The organism is Pseudochelatococcus sp. B33 (genome assembly GCF_053570585.1).
In genome coordinates this window covers 104216-122317 of record NZ_JBSEFH010000019.1, presented here as the reverse complement: position 1 = coordinate 122317, position 18102 = coordinate 104216, and the positions used below count along the sequence as shown (strand labels likewise).

Annotated in this window: 18 protein-coding genes; 9 read left to right on the top strand and 9 right to left on the bottom strand. The window is 68.1% G+C overall.

Features of this window, described 5'->3' with window-relative positions; all coding sequences use genetic code 11:
- Positions 1-189: 189 nt before the first annotated feature.
- The 5 genes from ACUSIJ_RS20545 to ACUSIJ_RS20525 all read left to right on the top strand — a co-directional run bounded on the left by ACUSIJ_RS20545 (position 190) and on the right by ACUSIJ_RS20525 (position 5161).
- Positions 190-714 carry a hypothetical protein gene (locus ACUSIJ_RS20545; RefSeq protein ID WP_449310279.1) on the top strand — a complete coding sequence of 175 codons (525 nt, stop codon included), beginning with the start codon at positions 190-192 and terminating at the stop codon, positions 712-714.
- Positions 715-812: 98 nt separating this feature from the next.
- The gene (gene rpiA / locus ACUSIJ_RS20540; protein WP_449310305.1) at positions 813-1457 is read left to right on the top strand and encodes a ribose-5-phosphate isomerase RpiA; all 645 of its coding nucleotides are present in this window, start codon (positions 813-815) and stop codon (positions 1455-1457) included.
- 101 nt (positions 1458-1558) lie between these two features.
- The gene (locus ACUSIJ_RS20535) at positions 1559-2131 is read left to right on the top strand and encodes a DUF2059 domain-containing protein (protein ID WP_449310278.1); all 573 of its coding nucleotides are present in this window, start codon (positions 1559-1561) and stop codon (positions 2129-2131) included.
- A 147-nt stretch (positions 2132-2278) separates the two neighbouring features.
- Positions 2279-3646 (top strand): glutathione-disulfide reductase, encoded by a 1368-nt coding sequence (gene gor, locus ACUSIJ_RS20530; RefSeq protein ID WP_449310277.1) that lies wholly within the window; start codon positions 2279-2281, stop codon positions 3644-3646.
- Positions 3647-3775: 129 nt separating this feature from the next.
- Positions 3776-5161 (top strand): class II 3-deoxy-7-phosphoheptulonate synthase, encoded by a 1386-nt coding sequence (locus ACUSIJ_RS20525; RefSeq protein WP_449310276.1) that lies wholly within the window; start codon positions 3776-3778, stop codon positions 5159-5161.
- A gap of 51 nt (positions 5162-5212) precedes the next feature.
- Here ACUSIJ_RS20525 and ACUSIJ_RS20520 read toward each other — a convergent pair whose 3' ends face one another.
- The 6 genes from ACUSIJ_RS20520 to ACUSIJ_RS20495 form a co-directional block, all read right to left on the bottom strand.
- Complete coding sequence (locus ACUSIJ_RS20520; protein WP_449310275.1) at positions 5213-5515, bottom strand: hypothetical protein; 303 nt, start codon at positions 5513-5515, stop codon at positions 5213-5215.
- A gap of 102 nt (positions 5516-5617) precedes the next feature.
- Entirely contained in the window at positions 5618-6208 is a 591-nt protein-coding gene (locus ACUSIJ_RS20515; RefSeq protein ID WP_449310274.1) for a LemA family protein, read from the bottom strand.
- Between the two features lie 121 nt (positions 6209-6329).
- Positions 6330-7526: a 23S rRNA (adenine(2503)-C(2))-methyltransferase RlmN gene (gene rlmN / locus ACUSIJ_RS20510; protein ID WP_449310304.1), complete on the bottom strand. Its 1197-nt coding sequence runs from the start codon at positions 7524-7526 to the stop codon at positions 6330-6332.
- 348 nt (positions 7527-7874) lie between these two features.
- Positions 7875-8417 (bottom strand): invasion associated locus B family protein, encoded by a 543-nt coding sequence (locus ACUSIJ_RS20505; protein WP_449310273.1) that lies wholly within the window; start codon positions 8415-8417, stop codon positions 7875-7877.
- A 387-nt stretch (positions 8418-8804) separates the two neighbouring features.
- Complete coding sequence (locus ACUSIJ_RS20500; protein ID WP_449310303.1) at positions 8805-10499, bottom strand: SulP family inorganic anion transporter; 1695 nt, start codon at positions 10497-10499, stop codon at positions 8805-8807.
- Positions 10500-11064: 565 nt separating this feature from the next.
- Positions 11065-11343, bottom strand: a complete 279-nt coding sequence (locus ACUSIJ_RS20495; protein WP_449310272.1) for a helix-turn-helix domain-containing protein — start codon at positions 11341-11343, stop codon at positions 11065-11067.
- Between the two features lie 275 nt (positions 11344-11618).
- Here ACUSIJ_RS20495 and ACUSIJ_RS20490 point away from each other — a divergent pair, with 275 nt between their 5' ends.
- Positions 11619-11852, top strand: coding sequence for a hypothetical protein (locus tag ACUSIJ_RS20490; protein WP_449310271.1), 234 nt, complete (start codon positions 11619-11621; stop codon positions 11850-11852).
- Between the two features lie 93 nt (positions 11853-11945).
- Here the strand turns inward: ACUSIJ_RS20490 and ACUSIJ_RS20485 are convergent, their stop codons facing one another.
- Complete coding sequence (locus ACUSIJ_RS20485) at positions 11946-12305, bottom strand: hypothetical protein (RefSeq protein WP_449310270.1); 360 nt, start codon at positions 12303-12305, stop codon at positions 11946-11948.
- 451 nt (positions 12306-12756) lie between these two features.
- Here ACUSIJ_RS20485 and ACUSIJ_RS20480 point away from each other — a divergent pair, with 451 nt between their 5' ends.
- Positions 12757-13413, top strand: coding sequence for a hypothetical protein (locus ACUSIJ_RS20480; protein ID WP_449310269.1), 657 nt, complete (start codon positions 12757-12759; stop codon positions 13411-13413).
- Here ACUSIJ_RS20480 and ACUSIJ_RS20475 read toward each other — a convergent pair.
- Positions 13379-14563 carry a DUF2865 domain-containing protein gene (locus ACUSIJ_RS20475; protein ID WP_449310268.1) on the bottom strand — a complete coding sequence of 395 codons (1185 nt, stop codon included), beginning with the start codon at positions 14561-14563 and terminating at the stop codon, positions 13379-13381. The genes ACUSIJ_RS20480 and ACUSIJ_RS20475 overlap by 35 nt on opposite strands.
- Before the next feature lie 233 nt (positions 14564-14796).
- On the bottom strand, positions 14797-15294 hold the full coding sequence (locus ACUSIJ_RS20470; RefSeq protein ID WP_449310267.1) for a MarR family winged helix-turn-helix transcriptional regulator: 498 nt from the start codon (positions 15292-15294) through the stop codon (positions 14797-14799).
- 361 nt (positions 15295-15655) lie between these two features.
- On the opposite strand from ACUSIJ_RS20470, the gene ACUSIJ_RS20465 reads away from it, so the two are divergent.
- Positions 15656-16123 carry a CreA family protein gene (locus ACUSIJ_RS20465; protein ID WP_449310302.1) on the top strand — a complete coding sequence of 156 codons (468 nt, stop codon included), beginning with the start codon at positions 15656-15658 and terminating at the stop codon, positions 16121-16123.
- A 368-nt stretch (positions 16124-16491) separates the two neighbouring features.
- Positions 16492-18075 carry a 2-isopropylmalate synthase gene (locus ACUSIJ_RS20460; RefSeq protein ID WP_449310266.1) on the top strand — a complete coding sequence of 528 codons (1584 nt, stop codon included), beginning with the start codon at positions 16492-16494 and terminating at the stop codon, positions 18073-18075.
- Positions 18076-18102: the final 27 nt, after the last annotated feature.

Sequence of the window (18102 nt, the reverse complement as noted above, 5' to 3'; positions counted from 1 at the left end):
GCCGCATCGGCTGCCATGAGGCCGGCCATGTGGGCCATCAATTCGGGCCGCGAAGGGTGCGATTCCTTCATTTTCCGGGAATCCCCCCGATCGGATGATTCCATCCGGCCGACAAGCGCGCTAGAACGGGCGCAGCCAATTCACGCAGCCAATTCACATGGCGCATCACACACTATGGGCGTATCGACGATGACGAACGCATTCCGGACGAACGCATTCCAGAAGCCGCAGGCCGGGCCGGCCGGACGCCGGTCTCCCGCTCCGTCGCTGCCGGCGCGCGCGGCCGCGGCGGCAGTGGGGCTGGTGCTGCTGAGCGGCGCCGCGCCCTTCGCCTTCGCCCCGGCGCCGCAGCTCGACCTCAACCGCATATACCGCGTCAACGTGGCGACGGGCGAGGTCGGCGCGTGCCAGTACGGCTTGAAAGAAGGCACGATCGGCGTCACATTCTGTTTTCCCGCGGGCGAGGGCGCCGGTCCCCAGGCGCTCGGCGAATACGGGCTCGTCAGTTCGAGCCACACACGGGAAAGCGGCGTGTTCCGCGTCAACTACCGCACCGGCGAGATCAGCAGTTGCTACGTGTTCAATACCCATGTCGTCTGCACGCCGCAGGTGAGCGCGACGGACACGGCCGCGCCCGACTCGCCCCCGGCGCCCGCGCAGCAGCAGGAAGGTGCGCCCGGCGACGCCAGCGCGCCCCCGACGCCGGCCCGATGAGGCGTCCACCACCGTGAAACCCCTTCAGGAGACGAACCGTGAGTGATTCCTTGAAGCGCGAAGCCGCCGCTCGCGCCGTTGCACTGGTCGAGCCGGGAATGCGGCTGGGGCTCGGCACGGGCTCCACCGCCCGGCATTTCGTCTCGCTGCTGGGCGAGCGGGTCCGGCAGGGGCTCGACGTCGTCGGCGTGCCGACCTCCGAGGCGACCCGCACGCAGGCCGAGCAGGAAGGCATCCGCCTGACCACGCTCGACGAGACGCCGCGGCTCGACCTCACCGTCGACGGCGCGGACGAGTTCGACGACCGCCTGCGGCTGGTCAAGGGCGGCGGCGGCGCCCTTCTGCGCGAGAAGATCGTCGCCTCGGCCAGCACGCGCATGGTGGTCATCGCCGATGCCTCCAAGCGCGTCGGCAGGCTCGGGCGCTTTCCGCTCCCCGTCGAGGTGCTGCGCTTCGGCCTGCGTTCGACGCAGGAGGCGGTCGTGGCGGTCGCCGCGCGCTTCGGCGCCCAGGGCGACATCTCGCTGCGGCAATCCGGCGCGGACCCCTTCCTGACCGACGAAGGCCACCACATCCTCGACATCGCCTTCGGCGCCATCGAGGAGCCGGAGGCGCTGGCAACGGCGCTCTCCGCCATTCCCGGCGTGGTCGAGCACGGCCTGTTCATCGGCCTGTGCCAGACGGCGTTCCTCGCCACCGAGACCGGCGTCGTCACCCTCACGAACAGCGACGCCGGGAAATAGAGCGGCAGATGCAAAACCCGAATCGCGCCCCGAACACAGGATGACGGGCTTACGGATCTGGAAAAATTCTGATAAGCCGCGCACATCCTGGGAGATTGTCCATGAAACGTCTAGTGAAACGCCTTGCCCTCGACCGGATATCGATCCGGAACACCGCTCTTGCCGCTGTCGCGGCCACGGCGGCGGCGTGCTGCGCGGGTGGCGCGGCCGTCGCGCAGCAGCCGGCTCCGGCGCAGCCGCCCGCCGCCGCCGAAACCCTGACGCAGGCCCACATCGACGTCGCGCGCGAGGTCGTGGTGCTGTCGGGCATGGGGCGCACTTTCGACGGCCTGCTGCCGACCTTCGGCGATCAGGTGCGGCAGACGTTCATCACCCGCCCGGAAATCTTCAACGATCTCAACGCTGTCCTCGACTCGCTGAGGCCCGAGCTCGAGGAACGCAAGAACGACATCCTGAACAGAGCCGCCAGCATCCTCGCCGCCCGCCTCAACGAGGAGACGCTGGTCCAGGTCCGCGACTTCTTCCGCTCCACCGCCGGGCAGCAGTATGTCGCCACGCAGCCGCTGGTGCTCGACGACCTGTTCGCCGCGATGAACACCTGGGTGGGCGACGTTTCGTCCTTCCTGATCGACCGCGTGCGCGAGGAGATGCGCAAGCGCGGCCACCAGATCTGAAGCCGCGCGGGGAAGCCGCCGCGGTGGCGGTTTCCTGATCGGGCGGCCTTACCGCGAATCGCCGCCCCGCCCGGCCTCTTTGTCGACGCATCAATTTTTCCGGCCGGCGGCGCCCGCTTCCGGAATCGTGCGGGAGAGGAGTTCGTCATGGCATCGTTCGACGTCGATCTGTTCGTCATCGGGGGTGGATCGGGCGGTATCCGCGCGGCGAGGATCGCCGCCGGCCATGGCGCGACGGTGATGCTGGCGGAGGAATACCGCTACGGCGGCACCTGCGTCATCCGCGGCTGTGTGCCCAAGAAGCTCCTGGTTTACGCCAGCCGCTTTCCCGACGCCTTCTCGAAGGCCGCCGGATTCGGCTGGAGCGTCGGCGAAACCGCCTTCGACTGGCCGACGCTGATCCGCAACAAGGACGCCCAGATCGCGCACCTCGAAGGCATCTACGTGAGAAACCTCGAATCGGCTGGTGTGACGCCCGTCAGAAGCCGCGCCGTCATCGAGGATGCGCATACGGTGCGCCTCGTCGCCACCGGCGCGCGCATCCGCGCGGCCCACATCCTGATCGCCACCGGCGCCACGCCGTTCCTCGACACGACGATTCCCGGTCACGAACTCGCCATCACGTCGAACGAGGTGTTCGACCTCCCGGTCCTGCCGCGGCGCGTGCTCGTCATCGGCGCGGGATATATCGCGGTCGAGTTCGCCGGGATCTTCGCCGGGCTCGGGGCCGAGACCGCCATGGTCTATCGCGGCAAGACGCTGCTGCGCGGCTTCGACGCGGACGTCGTCGCGGCGCTGGAGACCGCCTATGCGGCGCGCGGCATCGCGCTGCTGCCGGAACGCACCGTCGCGCGCCTCGCCCGGACTCCGGACGGGGCCGCCATCGCGGTCGGCCTGTCGGACGGCACGACGGCGACCTACGACGCGGTGCTCGCCGCCACCGGCCGCCGGCCCAACGTCGCGGGCCTGGGGCTCGAGGCGGCGGGCGTGGCGCAGAAGCCGAACGGCGCCATTGCGGTCGACGGCTTCTCGTGCAGCAACGTGCCCTCCATCTACGCGGTGGGCGACGTGACGGACCGGGCGAACCTGACCCCCGTCGCCATCCGCGAGGGGCACGCCTTCGCCGACACCGTCTTCGGCGGCAAGAGCTGGCAGGTGGATCATTCGATCATTCCCACCGCCGTGTTCGCGACGCCCGAGATCGGCACCGTCGGCCTCACCGAGGCCGAGGCGCGCGAGCGGCACGGGGAGGTGGCGATCTTTCGCACCAATTTCCGGCCCCTGCAGGCGTCGCTGTCGGGCAGCAACGAGCGGGTGACGATGAAGATCATCGTCGACAAGGCGAGCGACCGGGTGCTCGGCGTCCATGTCGTCGGCGAAGCGGCGGGCGAGATGGTGCAGCTTGCGGGCATCGCCGTCACCATGGGCGCGACGAAGGCGGACTTCGACCGCACCATCGCCGTCCATCCGACCAGCGCGGAGGAGCTCGTCACCATGCGCGTGCCGATGGCGTGAACGCGGGGCGGAAATGTATCTCGCCTTTTGTCACGTAATACGTATATAAGCAGCAATCCGGGGTCTGAAGGTGGAGGATCTTGCCTGCCGCCGCCCCGAGTAGTTGCCTTGCGAACGGGAGAGCGTGTCATGACGGAGCGTTGGACGCCATCAAGCTGGAGATCGAAGCCAATCCAGCAGGTGCCCTACTATCCCGATGCCCAGGCGCTGGCGGCGGTCGAAAAGCAGCTCGGCACCTTCCCGCCGCTCGTTTTTGCGGGCGAGGCGCGCCAGTTGAAGCGCCAGCTCGCGAAGGTGGCCGAGGGCCAGGCTTTCCTGCTGCAGGGCGGCGATTGCGCCGAGAGCTTCGCCGAGCACACCGCCGACAACATCCGCGATTTCCTGCGCCTGTTCCTGCAGAGTGCGGTGGTGCTCACCTATGCCGGCGGCCTGCCGGTGGTGAAGGTCGGCCGCGTCGCCGGCCAGTTCGCCAAGCCGCGCTCCTCGCCCACCGAGAAGGTCGGCGACGTGGCGCTGCCGAGCTACCGGGGCGACATCATCAACGGCATCGACTTCACGGAAGAGGCGCGCACGCCCGATCCGCACCGGCAGCTGAAGGCGTTCCGCCAGTCGGCGGCGACGCTGAACCTGCTGCGCGCCTTCACCAACGGCGGCTATGCCAACCTCGACAACGCCCACCGCTGGATGCTCGGCTTCGTCAAGGACAGCCCGCTGTCGGACCGCTACCGCGAGATCGCCGACCGCATCACCGAGGCGCTCGACTTCATGCGCGCCTGCGGCATCGATCCGGAATCGAGCCCCGAGATGCGCGCCACCCAGCTCTACACCAGCCACGAGGCGCTGCTGCTCGGCTATGAGGAGGCGCTGACCCGCGTCGATTCCACCTCCGGCGACTGGTATGCGACTTCCGGCCACATGATCTGGATCGGCGACCGCACGCGCCAGCTCGACCACGCCCACGTGGAATACTTCCGCGGCATCAGGAACCCGATCGGCCTCAAGTGCGGCCCGTCGCTCGGCGCCGACGAGCTGCTGCAGCTCATCGACGTGCTGAACCCGGACAACGAGCCGGGCCGCCTGACGCTGATCGCGCGTTTCGGCTCGGACAAGGTCGAGGCGCACCTGCCCCCGCTCGTGCGCGCGGTGAAGGCGGAAGGCCGCGCGGTGGTGTGGTCCTGCGATCCGATGCACGGCAACACCGTCACCGCGAACGGCTACAAGACGCGGCCGTTCGAGCGGATCGTGAGCGAGATCGCCACCTTCTTCGACGTCCACCACGCCGAGGGGACGCATGCGGGCGGCATCCATCTGGAGATGACCGGGCGCAACGTGACCGAGTGCACCGGCGGCGGGCGGCCGCTGACGGCCGATCAGCTCTCGGACCGCTACCACACCCACTGCGACCCGCGCCTCAACGCCGAGCAGGCGCTCGACGTCACCTTCCTCGTGGCCGAGCGGCTGAAGCAGGAGCGGCTGCTGAAGGCCCGCCATTCGCCGGCGGAAGCGGCGGAGTGACGATCGATCTGACCGATACATGCGGCAAGGGCCGGCGCGAGCCGGCCCTTTTCAGTTGATCATCCCCCGAAGCTGGGACGGATCGGGCACGTCCGGCCCGAAATAGCGGTCGATCAGCGCCCGCCGGGTTTGCGCATCGAGCCCCGCGAGCGCCCTGCCCGCGCTCACCGCCAGCGCCTCGATCTCGTCATGGGAGGCGCCGGGGCGCGCGCTGAGACCGGTGAGCGCCGCGAGCGCCGCTTCCGCCCGCTCCCGCTCCTGGCGCGTCTCGAATTGGGTGCGATAGCCCACCGGCTCGGGCGAGAACCAGTAGATGATACCGATACAGATCGCAAAGCGCGCCAGAAATCCCATCTTCGCCTGTCCATGCGGCCGTGCCGTTGTCCGGCAGGAGGATGCGGGGCAAAGATGAAGATGGGGCTAATGCCGGCCGGAAAGGGCCGGGCGGAGAGCGGATCAGCCCCCCGTCGCCTCGGGCGTGTCGAAATCCGTCACCAGCGGCTCCGCCGCCGGCTCGACGAGGCCGGCGAACCAGCGGGTCGGTATGTTCGTCACCAGCCGATTGTAGGCATCGGCCGCCCGCAGGTAGTCGCTGCGGGCGACGACGATGCGGCTCTCGTTCTGGGCAAGCCGGCCGAGCGCCGTGCTCATCGGCGGCTCCACCCGGCGCTCGGGGAAGAACTGCAACATGTCCATCACCCGCGCCAGCTCCGCCGAGAGCTCGTCCTGCACCGCCATGTAGGCGTGGAAGCGCTCCTCGGAACGCGGCGCCCGGTCGTCCAGGGGATAGCCGATGACCTGCTGGCGCTTGACTTCGAGCGCCTCGAGCAGATCGGTCCGCGCGGGGTTCACGGCGCGGACGGCATCGATGATGTCCTGCGTGATATAGGCACGCAGCAGATACTGCCGCTGAACCTCGCCCCAGGCATTGACCGCGCGGCTCTCGGCCTGGGGAACATTCATGAAGCGTGCGCCTGCAAAGGCCAGAGCGAGAACAAGAACGACGCCGATGACAACGAAGATCCGGCTGCGGGAGGACACCGCCATTCCTGAAAACCTCTGAGTTTGGCTAATCAATGTCGTGCTTCCATAGATTTATGCTAAACAACGTTGCAGGCAGCCTCGTATAGTGAACACGATATCTTCACCGGACACAATGCCGCCGCAATCAATTGTGCGCATTATCCTCAACGTTAGGGCTCCCGGCCCCGTTTTCCAGCATCAGGCGCGCCCTGGCGCGCATTTTCTCCGTCTCGCTCTTCAACTGGCCGCAGGCGGCCAGAATGTCGCGCCCGCGCGGGGTGCGGACCGGACTGGCGTAGCCGGCGCGGAAGACGATGTCCGAAAAACGTTCGATCGTCTCCCAGTCGGAGCATTCATAGACCGTGCCGGGCCACGGGTTGAACGGAATGAGGTTGATCTTGGCGGGAATGCCCTTCAGGAGCCGCACCAGCTCGCGCGCGTCGGCGGGCGTGTCGTTCACGCCCTTCAGCATCACGTATTCGAACGTGATGCGCCGGGCGTTCGAGACGCCGGGATAGGCGCGGCAGGCGTCGAGCAGTTCGGCGATCGGGTATTTCCTGTTGAGCGGCACCAGCTCGTTGCGCAGGTCATCGCGCACCGCGTGCAGCGAGATCGCCAGCATCGAGCCGATTTCCGCCCCCGCCCGCTCGATCATCGGCACCACGCCGGAGGTGGAGAGCGTGATGCGCCGGCGGCCGATCGACAGACCCTCGCCGTCGGCGACGACCTCCATGGCATCCTTGACGTTATCGAAATTGTAAAGCGGCTCGCCCATGCCCATCAGCACGACGTTGGACACGTAGCGCCCGCCGTCGGAGGGCACGAAGCCGTTTTCCGGCGGCGCGGCGTCCGGCCAGTCGCCCAGCCTGTCGCGCGCGACCACCACCTGCGCCACGATCTCCGCCACCGAGAGGTTGCGCACGAGGCGCTGGGTGCCGGTGTGGCAGAAGGTGCAGTTCAGCGTGCAGCCGACCTGGCTCGACACGCACAGCGTGCCGCGGTCGACTTCGGGAATGTAGACGCACTCGATCTCCGCCCCGCGGTCGTGCGGGCCGGTCGGGGGCATGCGGATGAGCCATTTGCGGGTGCCGTCCGTCGACACCTGCTCGGTGACGACGCGCGGGCGCTCCAGGGTGTAGTGCGCGGCAAGCGCGGTGCGCAGGCTTTTGGCGATGTTGCTCATCGCGTTGAAATCGGTGACGCCGCGCAGATAGATCCAGTGCCAGAGCTGGGTGACGCGCATCTTCAGCTCGCGCTCCGGCACGCCGATGGCCGCGAGCGCGTCGCGCAGGCCCTGCCGGGTAACGCCAAGCAATGAGGGCATGTTTGGCAATGAAGGCATGTTTGGCAACGAGGGAAGGCGCGCGGCCGCGGGTTCGGACACGTCGCCGCCCGGGCGCGCGACAGGCGCTGGCGCTCGCGCGTCCCGCACGCCGGCCGCGACCTTGCCGCTTCCCGTCGTCTTGCCGCTTCCCGTCGTCTTGCCGCTTCCGATGTCGCGTGCAACCGCCGCCGTCGTCATGCCGATTCCATCCGTCTCGCCCGCCGATGCCGCCGAACGCCTTCGTCCGGCCTCCCATCCGCCCAGGCGGTCCCAGTCATCGAGACAGTCACCCGTTTACGAGAGCGCGCCTATAGCACGCCCCCGCACAAATAACCAGAGGGTTCGCCCGGTGCGAAACGGCACCGGTCAGGGGCACTCGCGCGCCAGGCGCTGCAGGGCCGCGGTCACGCCGGAGAGGGAATACTCGTCGGTGAGGTTCGATCCGCGCGCCGACGTTGACCGGATGACCAGCCTGGACCCGCCGCGGAGCGCGGCCAGCACCGTGCCCTCCTGGCCCGCGTCCTTTACCCACACGTTGGGGCCGGAGGTCACGAGCGCGAAAGGCGTTCCGCCGTCGACGATGGCCTGCGCGTCCTGTCCCGGCCGGGTGGGGAAGCCCATCACCAGGCTGATCTCGTTGCGCACGTTGTCCGTCGGGCGGGACGAGACGAACAGATAGGCCGGATCGCGGTTCAGCCCCGCCGGCAGCCGCGTCTTGGGCTGGGTGACGGCGTAGCAGACCTTCGCGTTGCCCTGCTGGGAGGTGTAGACGCTCCAGTCGGAGAAAGTGCCCGCGAGCACCGAACCTGCCGGGGCCTGCGCCTGCGCCGGCGCGGCCGGCAATGCGATTGCGAGGACCGAGGCTGCGAGAAGGCCCGCGAGGGGACGTGTCGAAGTCAATCGAATCATGGTCGCATCATACCCTTTCCAGCCGGCGCGCGCTGCCGGACATTACCTTTATATTCCTTCCGCCCACAGCGGACCCCCGAAACCACGCAAGTGGCCCGATCCAGCCATGACACGGGATGGTAAAATTTCTGTCACCGGCCGGCGCCGAATGACGCCCCGGTCGCCCGCGAACGGATGCGGCCGGCAACGGACCCCGACGCAAGGCCGGCGCCCTGCAACGCGATGGTTGCGCTTCCCTGTTTATCCATGTCCGGCCGGCCGGGGAATCACTTTTTGGGGAGCACGGCCGGGAATCCGTGCATTTGGCGGCGCTTATGCCGCCGGCCCCGGTCTCCGGCCGATACCGAACGGCTTCGCTCGCGCGCCGCGCGGGCCTGGCCGCCGGCATCACGCATTCGCGGCCTCTTTCTCGCGGGCCGCGCGGACGGCGGCGTGCGCGTCGGCCACGGCGTCGCGGGCATTGGCCTTGAAGTGCACCAGCGGATGGCGCACGCCGTGCAGCAGCAGCGTGCGGCGCACGCCCGGCCGCGCCCCCGAGATCGAGATGAGCGCCCCGCGCGCATGTCCCTTGCGCACGAAGCCCTCGATGGTCGCGGCCGCCGTGGAGTCCAGGAACGGCACGGCCGAGAAGTCGATCACATAGGCCTTGGGCTGACGGGCGATCTGGTCGAGCGTGCTCGCCACGCTCGCAGCCGCGCCGAAGAAGAACGCGCCGGAAATGCGCGACACCACCACGTCGGGATCGCTCGCCTCGGCGGCGTCGTAGGGCGCGAGATCGTGCGCGTCGTCGGTGTCGGACTGGTCCTCGGTTCCGTGCGCGAGCGAGGCGGCGTTCTCCACCTCCACCGACTGCGCCATGCGGTGCAGGAACAGCAGCGCGCTCAGCGTGAAGCCGACGACGATGCCCTCGATCAGATCGCGGAAAACGGTGAGCAGGAACGTCGCCGCCAGCACCACCGCGTCGCCGCGCGAGGCGCGCAGCAGCGTCGCGACGGCGTTCTTCTCGACCATGTTCCAGGCAACCGTCGCCAGCACGCCGGCGAGCGCCGCGAGCGGAATGAAGGAAGCGAGCGGCGCCGCCAGCAGGATGAACAGCAGCAGGAACACCGCATGCAGCATGCCCGCCACCGGCCCGTGCGCGCCCGCGCGCACGTTGGTGGCGGTGCGCGCGATCGTGCCGGTGACGCAGAAGCCGCCGAACAGCGCCGAGCCGACATTGGCCACGCCCTGCGCCACGAGTTCGCAGTTCGAGCGGTGCCGCCGGCCGGTCATCGAATCCGCGACCACCGCCGACAGCAGGCTCTCGATGCTGCCCAGCAGCGTGAAGGCGATGGCCGCCGGCAGGGCGGCCATGAGCTTGTCGACCGTGAAGGACGGCAGTTGCGGCGCGGGCAGCGTCTGCGGAATGCCGCCGAAGCGCGTGCCGATGGTGTCGACCGGCAGGTCGAACGCCCACGTCACCAGCGCCGCGAGCCCCACCGCGATCAGGAGCCCCGGCAGACGCGGCCGGTATTCGCGCAGGCCGATGATCACGACGATGGTGGCGCCCGCCAGCACGAACGCGGCGATGTTGAACGTCGGCAGCGCCTCGGCGAGCGCCGCCAGCTTCTCGAAGATGGGCGACGGCTCGGGACCGGCGAGCGTCAGGCCGAACAGATCCTTGATCTGGCTGGCGAAGATGATGACCGCGATGCCGGCGGAAAACCCGACCGTGACAGGATAGGGAATATACTTGATGAACGTGCCGAGCTGCAGCAGGCCCACGAGCGCCAGCAGCAGGCCCGACAGCAGCGTGGCGAGAATGAGCCCTTCGACGCCCTGCGTGCTGACGGTGGTGGCGACGAGCACGATGAAGGCGCCCGCCGGCCCGCCGATCTGAAACCGGCTGCCGCCCAGGAGCGACACGAGGAAGCCGCCCACGATCGCCGTGTAGAGCCCGCGGTCGGGCCCGACGCCGGAGGCGATGGCAATCGCCATCGACAGCGGCAGCGCCACGATGGCCACCGTCAGCCCGGCGACGGCGTCGGCCTTGAAATGCCCGAGGGTGTAGCCTTCGCGCAGGACCGTGACGAATTTCGGCATGAACAGATCGATGAAGGACGGCCTGCCGGCCGCATGCGGCTGGCCGGCTTCCCCCCGGCGGACGGACGTTCCCTTGAGAGCGGCGCCGCCCTGACCTGCGGACGTTTCGGATATCGGACCCGACGACATGATGGCAACCCCGATGGCAACCCATGGCGCGGCATCGCACCAGGCGACGCCCCGCACAATGCACGCACGACCGGCCGCTGGCGGCCGGGGCTCATGCGCCCGGCCGATCGCGAACCGGCTTGCCGCACGCGCGGCGGGATCGTCGGACCCTGACATGCCCGCCCGACCGGACAGACCCGGCAGGCGGAGGAGGCGGCGGTCGCCGTAACGCGGCGTCAATTCCGGATCGGGGCGGCCTTTGATGAAAGCCTCCCGATCCACCCATTCGACCGGGCATCGTCCTTCCCGGAAAGGACGATGCCTAGCTCGAGGGGTTTTCACCGTTTCACGAAAACGGGGAAAGCCCCCAACTCTTTTCTATCGAGCGAATTCCGATCGATCAGATGCATCCATCCGATCGGAAAGCGCTCCGGGCCCCGGGGCGACGCCCCCGGGATCAGGATTCGGGCGGCAGGAATGGCGTGGACGACGGCTCCTTCAGCCGCACCCCGCGCCCTCCGCCGTGGCTCGGCGCATGCTCGCCCAGCAGCGTCACGCCCGCCCGATCGAAAGCTTCGATGACCTTCGTCAGCGTGTCCACGACGCCACGCACGTTGCCCTCGCTCGCCTCCATCCGCTGGATGGTGGGGAGCGAGACGCCGGAAAGCTCCGCGAGCTGACGCTGGTCGATCCCCAGCAAGGCCCGGGCAGCGCGCATCTGGGCAGCGGTAATCACGCGAAAGACCCGATCTCAATCATGGGCGCTTCCATATCACCCATCATAGCTAATGTCAAAAACATCATTATTAAAATTCGAACCATAATGATTTCGGCCCGTCGCCATATCGGCGCGCCCGCTCGTGGGCCTGCCGGCGTGGAAGGACAGCGGCGCCGGAATTTGCTACACTGTCGGCGGGATCATCGCCGGAACCCGAGCGCGGCGGAGCGGTTTGCTCCAGTGGAGCGGCATCGTTCCCGCGGATTTGTTCCAGGGATTCTATGGAGGTTGACATGACGGCAGCAAAGCCCGGCCCGGCTGAAACAGATGGCGGCGGCGACGGCCGGCAGCCGCCGGGGGTCGACGAGCGGCTCGATCGGGAACTGGCCGAGACCTTTCCCGCCAGCGATCCGCCGTCCGTGATCAACCCGGCGGCGGGAGAGGAGCCGAAGACGCATGGCGGCGAGCCCGGGCGGGACGAGGATCAAGCGCAAGAAACCGAAGAGACGGACGACACGCCGGCCTGACCGCCCTGAGCTTACGGCCGGGCAAAGGCAAAAAAATTCCGCCGGAGACGCGGCTGCGCCTCCGGCGGAATGTCGTTCCGCAGGCAGGGGCGGTCAGCGATACCACCCGCCGGGATCGAACACCCACTGATTGCCGCGGCGCGTCCACTGTGGATTGCGGTGACGCCAGCCGGCGCGCTGGCGCGTCCACTGGCCGGGCGTCCAGACGTAGTTGCGGCGGCGCTGATCCCAGGCCCAGAAGCCGGGAACCCAGACATAGCCCGCGCGCGGCGGGGGCCGGCGTTCCTGGCGCGGCGGCGGCGGCGCACGGCCGGGACGCCCGCCGGGACCGCCCGGAGGCCGCGGCCCAGGGCCCTGCTGCGCCTGCGCCTCACCGATCGCCGCAACACCGGCAAGCGGTGCCGCCACGCCGGCCAGCAAAAGACCGTGGAGAAAATGCCGTCTTGAAACCATGCTGCTCTCCTTTTCGGAACAGGATACTCTGACGATTGGCTCAACCGTTAGCGGAAATCAAGAAGTAACCCTGCAAAGTTGGATGCTAAATATTGCATAACGATGGCACGATTGGGACAAACAAAAGGATGACGATAAATTAATATTATTAACGAATTCACTTCATTTCTTTACATTTTGCCGACAACTCGCCTCCACGCTACGCCCCCCGGGCTCCTGCGGACAGGGGAGACCCGAGACCGGAAACGCGCACCGGGAGGATTGCGGCGATATCGCACGCACCACATAGTTGTCGACATTTCATGTAGATCTGGTTTTCATTGATACCATTGGCGGCGTCCATCGGGCCATGCCAGGGGAAATATTTGCACTTTATTGTCCGTTCATATTATTCGGTGTCGCCAGAATGTCCGTCCCCGGGACTGCCTCCCCACCTTCCGCGATACCGCGCGTGAATGCGGGCGAACCCGGCTCCGTCCCTGCTCATCCCGCCCGGCTGCATGCCGTTTCCGCCGATCGCGCGGCCGCGGTCCGGGTGTGGGCCGGCGCGGCGAGCCTCGCCAATGTCTTCAACCGATTCGAGGCCAGCGCCAGACGGGTTGCCGGGTCGACCAAGGCCTTCGCCTTCGTTCTCGATCCCGCATCCGGCTGGCCTCTCGATATACGCGACGTTGCGCGGGTGACGAGAGAATTCCGCAGCGAGGCAATCGAGGTTCGGCTTCATACGGTGATCGATCGCCTCGATAGCGCCCTCGCCGGCTGCCAGAGAGAGGAGGAGAGGATCGGCGAACACGTCGTCGATGCGCTGCCCGACACGGATGCCCTGCGACTTGCCTGGGAGGCCGACAAGCGCAAAATCCACGCCGCCCTCGGCGCGGCGGCGGGCATCATCCGCACGAACAGGCTTCTGACGGAAAAACTGCCGCAATCGGCATACACCGAGGCGCTGGCGCTGCGGCAAGTCGGGCGAGCGGCGGCCTTCATCGCACACGCCGGCAGCACGGCCGAAGCCTTCGGCGTCCGGCTGAGGCAGGGAGGCGTCCTTTCCGGCGACAGCTCCCCGCCGGAGCGGATCAGTTGCGCCGCAACGTGTCCGGCGTCGGAATGAGATAGGGCGCGACGATACGCACGTTCCGGCGGCTGCCGTCCGGCGCGGCGGCTGTGACCATCGTGCCCTCGCGGCGGGAAAGGGTGGTATCGTCCCTGGCGATGCCCGGCCCGATGCCGGCCGATTCTCCGCCGGCGGTCGGCACAGCCGCGGCGTCGGCGATATCCTCGGCATCCGCGGGCGGCGGGGTCCGCGCGGTCCGCGAGCGGGACCGGGATGCGGACTGCACCGCTGCCGGCCGCGACAGCTCCTCGGCCTTCTCGGCGGTGACGATGATGTCGTCCTCGTGGCTGCCGATCAGCGTCTGCGCGCTCTGCAGCGCCTGCTCCCAGTTCTGCCCCGCGGGCACGCAGGAGGCCTCCGGCACCAGCCGCTTCTGATAGACACGCGCGTTCGGCAGCATGCTGTAGGGCACGCCCGTGGCGCTCTGCGCCCGCTCGATCACGCCGCCCTGGGACATGAAGAACAGCTCGGTGCGCGTCGCCGGGCACTGGGCCTGGCAGACCTGCTGCGCGTGCGACGCGCCCTGGAACCGCGCGCCGAGCGGGAAGAAGTAGCCGTCCGCCAGGCGCACGCACACCGGCTGGGATCCGCCGAGCCCACGCTCCTCGCGGGTGGCGGCAACCTCGGGGATCTGCTCTTCCGGCACCGGCGGCGGCTCGTTGGTCGCCTGCGACCCGCCGAACAGGCGCTCGAAGAACCCGCGCGGACGTTCGGGCTGGTTGGCGCAATAGCGATCGAGCGCGGCCTGCAGCTGCCGCCGCCGCTCCTGGCTGCGGCGGCCGCCTCCCAATCTGTCGGCATAGGCCAGCATCTCGTTGAGGTTGGCCTGCATCTGCTGCATGTGGGCGCGCAGGGGGGCGCATTCGCCGACCGGGCGGAAATTGTCGCTGCGGGTGCAGCCGATCTGGTTGTAGTAGTTGCGCGTGCGCTCGAGCTCGGCGCGCTGGCGCTGGGCGGCGACGGTGTACTCCCGCGCGCGCGGGTCGGCGCCACGCGATATGGCGGCGAGTTCGGCGCGATAGGCGGAGCAGTCGGCCGTCTGGGCGAAACCATCCGTGGCGCTGCCGGCGGCGGCCATGGCGAGAAGGGTCAGGATGCCGAAACGAAGCGGCGCCCGCGATGTCTGCTTGATCGGTTTTATGGCCACGTGTCTGCTCGGCATCCGGTTCTTGCGGCAAGGCGGACTGCGTCGTCCGCATTCCTATGCCTCCATTAGCATCCCGATTGTATCCTCGGCCAGCTTTTCCGTGGCCTGCTCACATGCAAACCGGGGGAACGCGCCGTCGGCGGCGGCCGAAAATCCCGCTCGGGCGGGAGCGCGCGCACCCTCCCGGCACCGGCTGGCGGCGCGTTCACAAGTTGTTGCGCGGCCGGCGCGCGTCACTGGTCGGCCGACAGGGGATCGAGCTCATGGAGGTGGTCGGCGTCGTCGAGGCCGGCCCTTTCCATGAGATGGGCGATGATTCGCTCGAATGCCGCAAGGTCCGCCTCGGGCAGGCCGGCCGTCAGTTGCTGCGAATATTCCAGCGCGGTGGGCACGATCAGCGCATAGGTGCTGGCGCCTTTCTCAGTCAGCGACAGGAACGCCTCGCGCCGGTCGCGCTCGTTGGGGCGGCGGACGAGCAACCCCCTGTCCTCCAGCGTGGCCACGGCGCGGGACACCTTCGTCTTGTGCATCCGGCTGTGCGCGCCGATGTCGCGTGCGGTCATGGGGCCGAACTCGCCGAGGGTGGCGATGAGCCGCCATTCCGGGATGCCGAAGCCGAAGCGCTCCGTATAGATGCGATCGAGCCCGCCGGCCACGACATGCGCCAGGACGTTCAGGCGGAAAGGCAGAAAGCGGCTCAATGCCAGCGGTTCTGCGGGAATGTCCGTCATGCTGCCTGACCTCACTGGGCGAGTGTTGGAGCGGGCCCCGCCCGCGACGTGCAAAGGAGGGCGTTCATTGCAAATGCAATGATTGAAATACCGCGATCGCCGTCTTGCGGCAATCCCGCCCCGGACACATCTGCCTGTGGCGAAATGTTGCTTGCCGAAACCGGCGCACGCCCCATGGCGCCGCATGCTATAAGAGCGCCCGGCGGACGCCCGGCCGCCTGTGGAGAACCCGATGTCCCGATTCCATATCAGCCCCCCTGCCCGTCCAACGGCCCGTCCCTCCGGCTTTCACGTTGCCCTGCGCGTTGCCTCGCGCCTCGCCGGGGCGCTGTCGCTGGCGCTGCTGCTGCACGTCGCCGGGATGGGCGCCACCGCCGCGCGGGCCGACGGTCCGGACCTCATCTTCAAGAAATCGACGGTGTGGAAGATGCTTACCCCGGACCACAAGCTCGCCGTCTACGGCATCGACGACCCGGTGGTGTCCGGCGTCTCCTGCCACTACACCACGCCCGAGAAGGGCGGTCTGCAGGGCATGTTCGGCGTGGCGGAGGAGGTGTCCGACATCTCGCTGTCATGCCACCAGACCGGCCCGGTCTCCTTCACCGAGAAATTCGCCCAGGGCGATGTCGTGTTCAGCGAACGCCGCTCGCTGATCTTCAAACGCATGCAGATCGTCCGCGGCTGTGACGAGAAGCGCAACACGCTGATATACCTTGTCTATTCTGACAAACTGATCGAGGGATCGCCGAAGAACGCCACCTCCGCCGTTCCCGTCACGCCCTGGGGCGGAGCCGATGCGCCGCGCTGCGCCGACTGGCTGAAACGATGAAAAGTCCGGTCCGCCGGGGCATCTGTCTCTTGCCAGCGATGTTTGCAGTTGTTACAAATCGGCGTCGCCGGACAGACGGTCCGGCTGTGAGGAGGATGTGAGCGTGGTCCATTCCCGCTCCAATAGTGCGTTCGGCGGTTGGGCTTCCGGTGTCGCGATCGACGCCGGATCGCTGCCGCGCCCGCCGCACTCCTCGCTGCTTCTCCCCCTTCTTCTCCTTAGCCGCCCCTGAGGGCCGGCCGGGCTTTGCCCTGGCCTTCAGGGGGTCGACTTTCCGATGCGACGCATCGATCCGGCAACATCCGGGCGCGCCGGCGTCCGCCATTCCGCCGACAGGCGACATCCGATCAGATACGGGAGACCCGCTCATGAGCACGGCAGCGAGCAACACCGACACCCACGACCAGACGGGCCACAAGGACCATATCGTCATCTTCGACACAACCCTGCGCGACGGCGAGCAATGCCCCGGCGCCTCGATGACCTTCGAGGAGAAGCTGCAGGTCGCGACCGTCCTCGACGAGATGGGCGTTGACGTCATCGAGGCGGGCTTTCCGATCGCCTCCGACGGCGATTTCGAATCGGTGCGCGAGATCGCCCGCACCGTGAAGCGCTCCGTCGTCTGCGGGCTGGCGCGCGCCAACCCCAACGACATCGACCGCGCCGGCGAGGCGATCAAGCCGGCCGCGCGCGGGCGCATCCACACCTTCATCGGCACCTCGCCGCTGCACCGCCAGTTCCAGTTGCAGCTCGACAAGGAGCAGGTGTTCGAGCGCGCCATCGCCTCGGTGAAGCGCGCCCGCAACTTCACCGACGACGTCGAGTGGTCGCCCATGGACGCCACCCGCACCGAGCACGACTATCTGGTGCGTATCGTCGAGGCCGCCATCGACGCGGGCGCAACCACGATCAACATTCCCGACACCGTCGGCTACGCCACGCCGGAGGAATATTACGAACTCATCCGCCTGCTGATCGAGCGCGTGCCCAATGCCGACAAGGCGGTCTTCTCGACCCATTGCCACGATGACCTGGGGCTCGCGGTGGCGAACTCGCTGGCCGGCGTGCGCGCCGGCGCGCGCCAGATCGAGTGCACCATCAACGGATTGGGCGAGCGCGCCGGCAACGCGGCGCTGGAAGAGGTGGTGATGGCCATCCGCACGCGCGCCGACATCCTGCCCTACGAGACCGGCATCGACGCCACGCACCTGACGCGCGCCTCTAAGCTCATCTCCACGGTGACCTCGTTCCCGGTGCAGTACAACAAGGCCATCGTCGGCCGCAACGCCTTCGCCCATGAGAGCGGCATCCACCAGGACGGTGTGCTGAAGAACGCCCAGACCTACGAGATCATGACGCCGGAATCGGTCGGCGTGAGCAAGAACGCGCTCGTCATGGGCAAGCACTCCGGCCGCCACGCCTTCCGCGAGAAGCTGAAGGAGCTCGGCTTCAGCCTGGGCGAGAACGCGCTGGAGGACGCCTTCAAGCGCTTCAAGGATCTCGCCGACCGCAAGAAGGACGTCTACGACGAGGACATCGAGGCGCTGGTCGGCGACGAGATCCTGACGGCGCAGGACCGCATCAGGCTGGTGTCGCTGTCCATCGTCGCCGGCACGAAGGGCCCGCAGAGCGCGGCGATCACGCTCGACATCGACGGCGTCGAGCGCGAGGCGGAGGGCCAGGGCAACGGGCCGGTGGACGCGGTGTTCAACGTCATCAAGGCGCTGGCGCCGCACGAGGCGACGCTGGAGCTCTATCAGGTGCACGCGGTCACGGGCGGCACGGACGCGCAGGCCGAGGTTTCGGTGCGCCTCAAATCGGCCAGCGGCGAGGTGACGGGCCGCGGCGCCGATCCCGACACGCTGGTGGCCTCCGCCCGCGCCTATCTCTCGGCGCTGAACAGGCTGCAGGCGCGGGTCGCGCGCACGCATGCGTTTGCCACGACGCCGTAAGAGCGGCTGATACAGCATCCCGGTCGC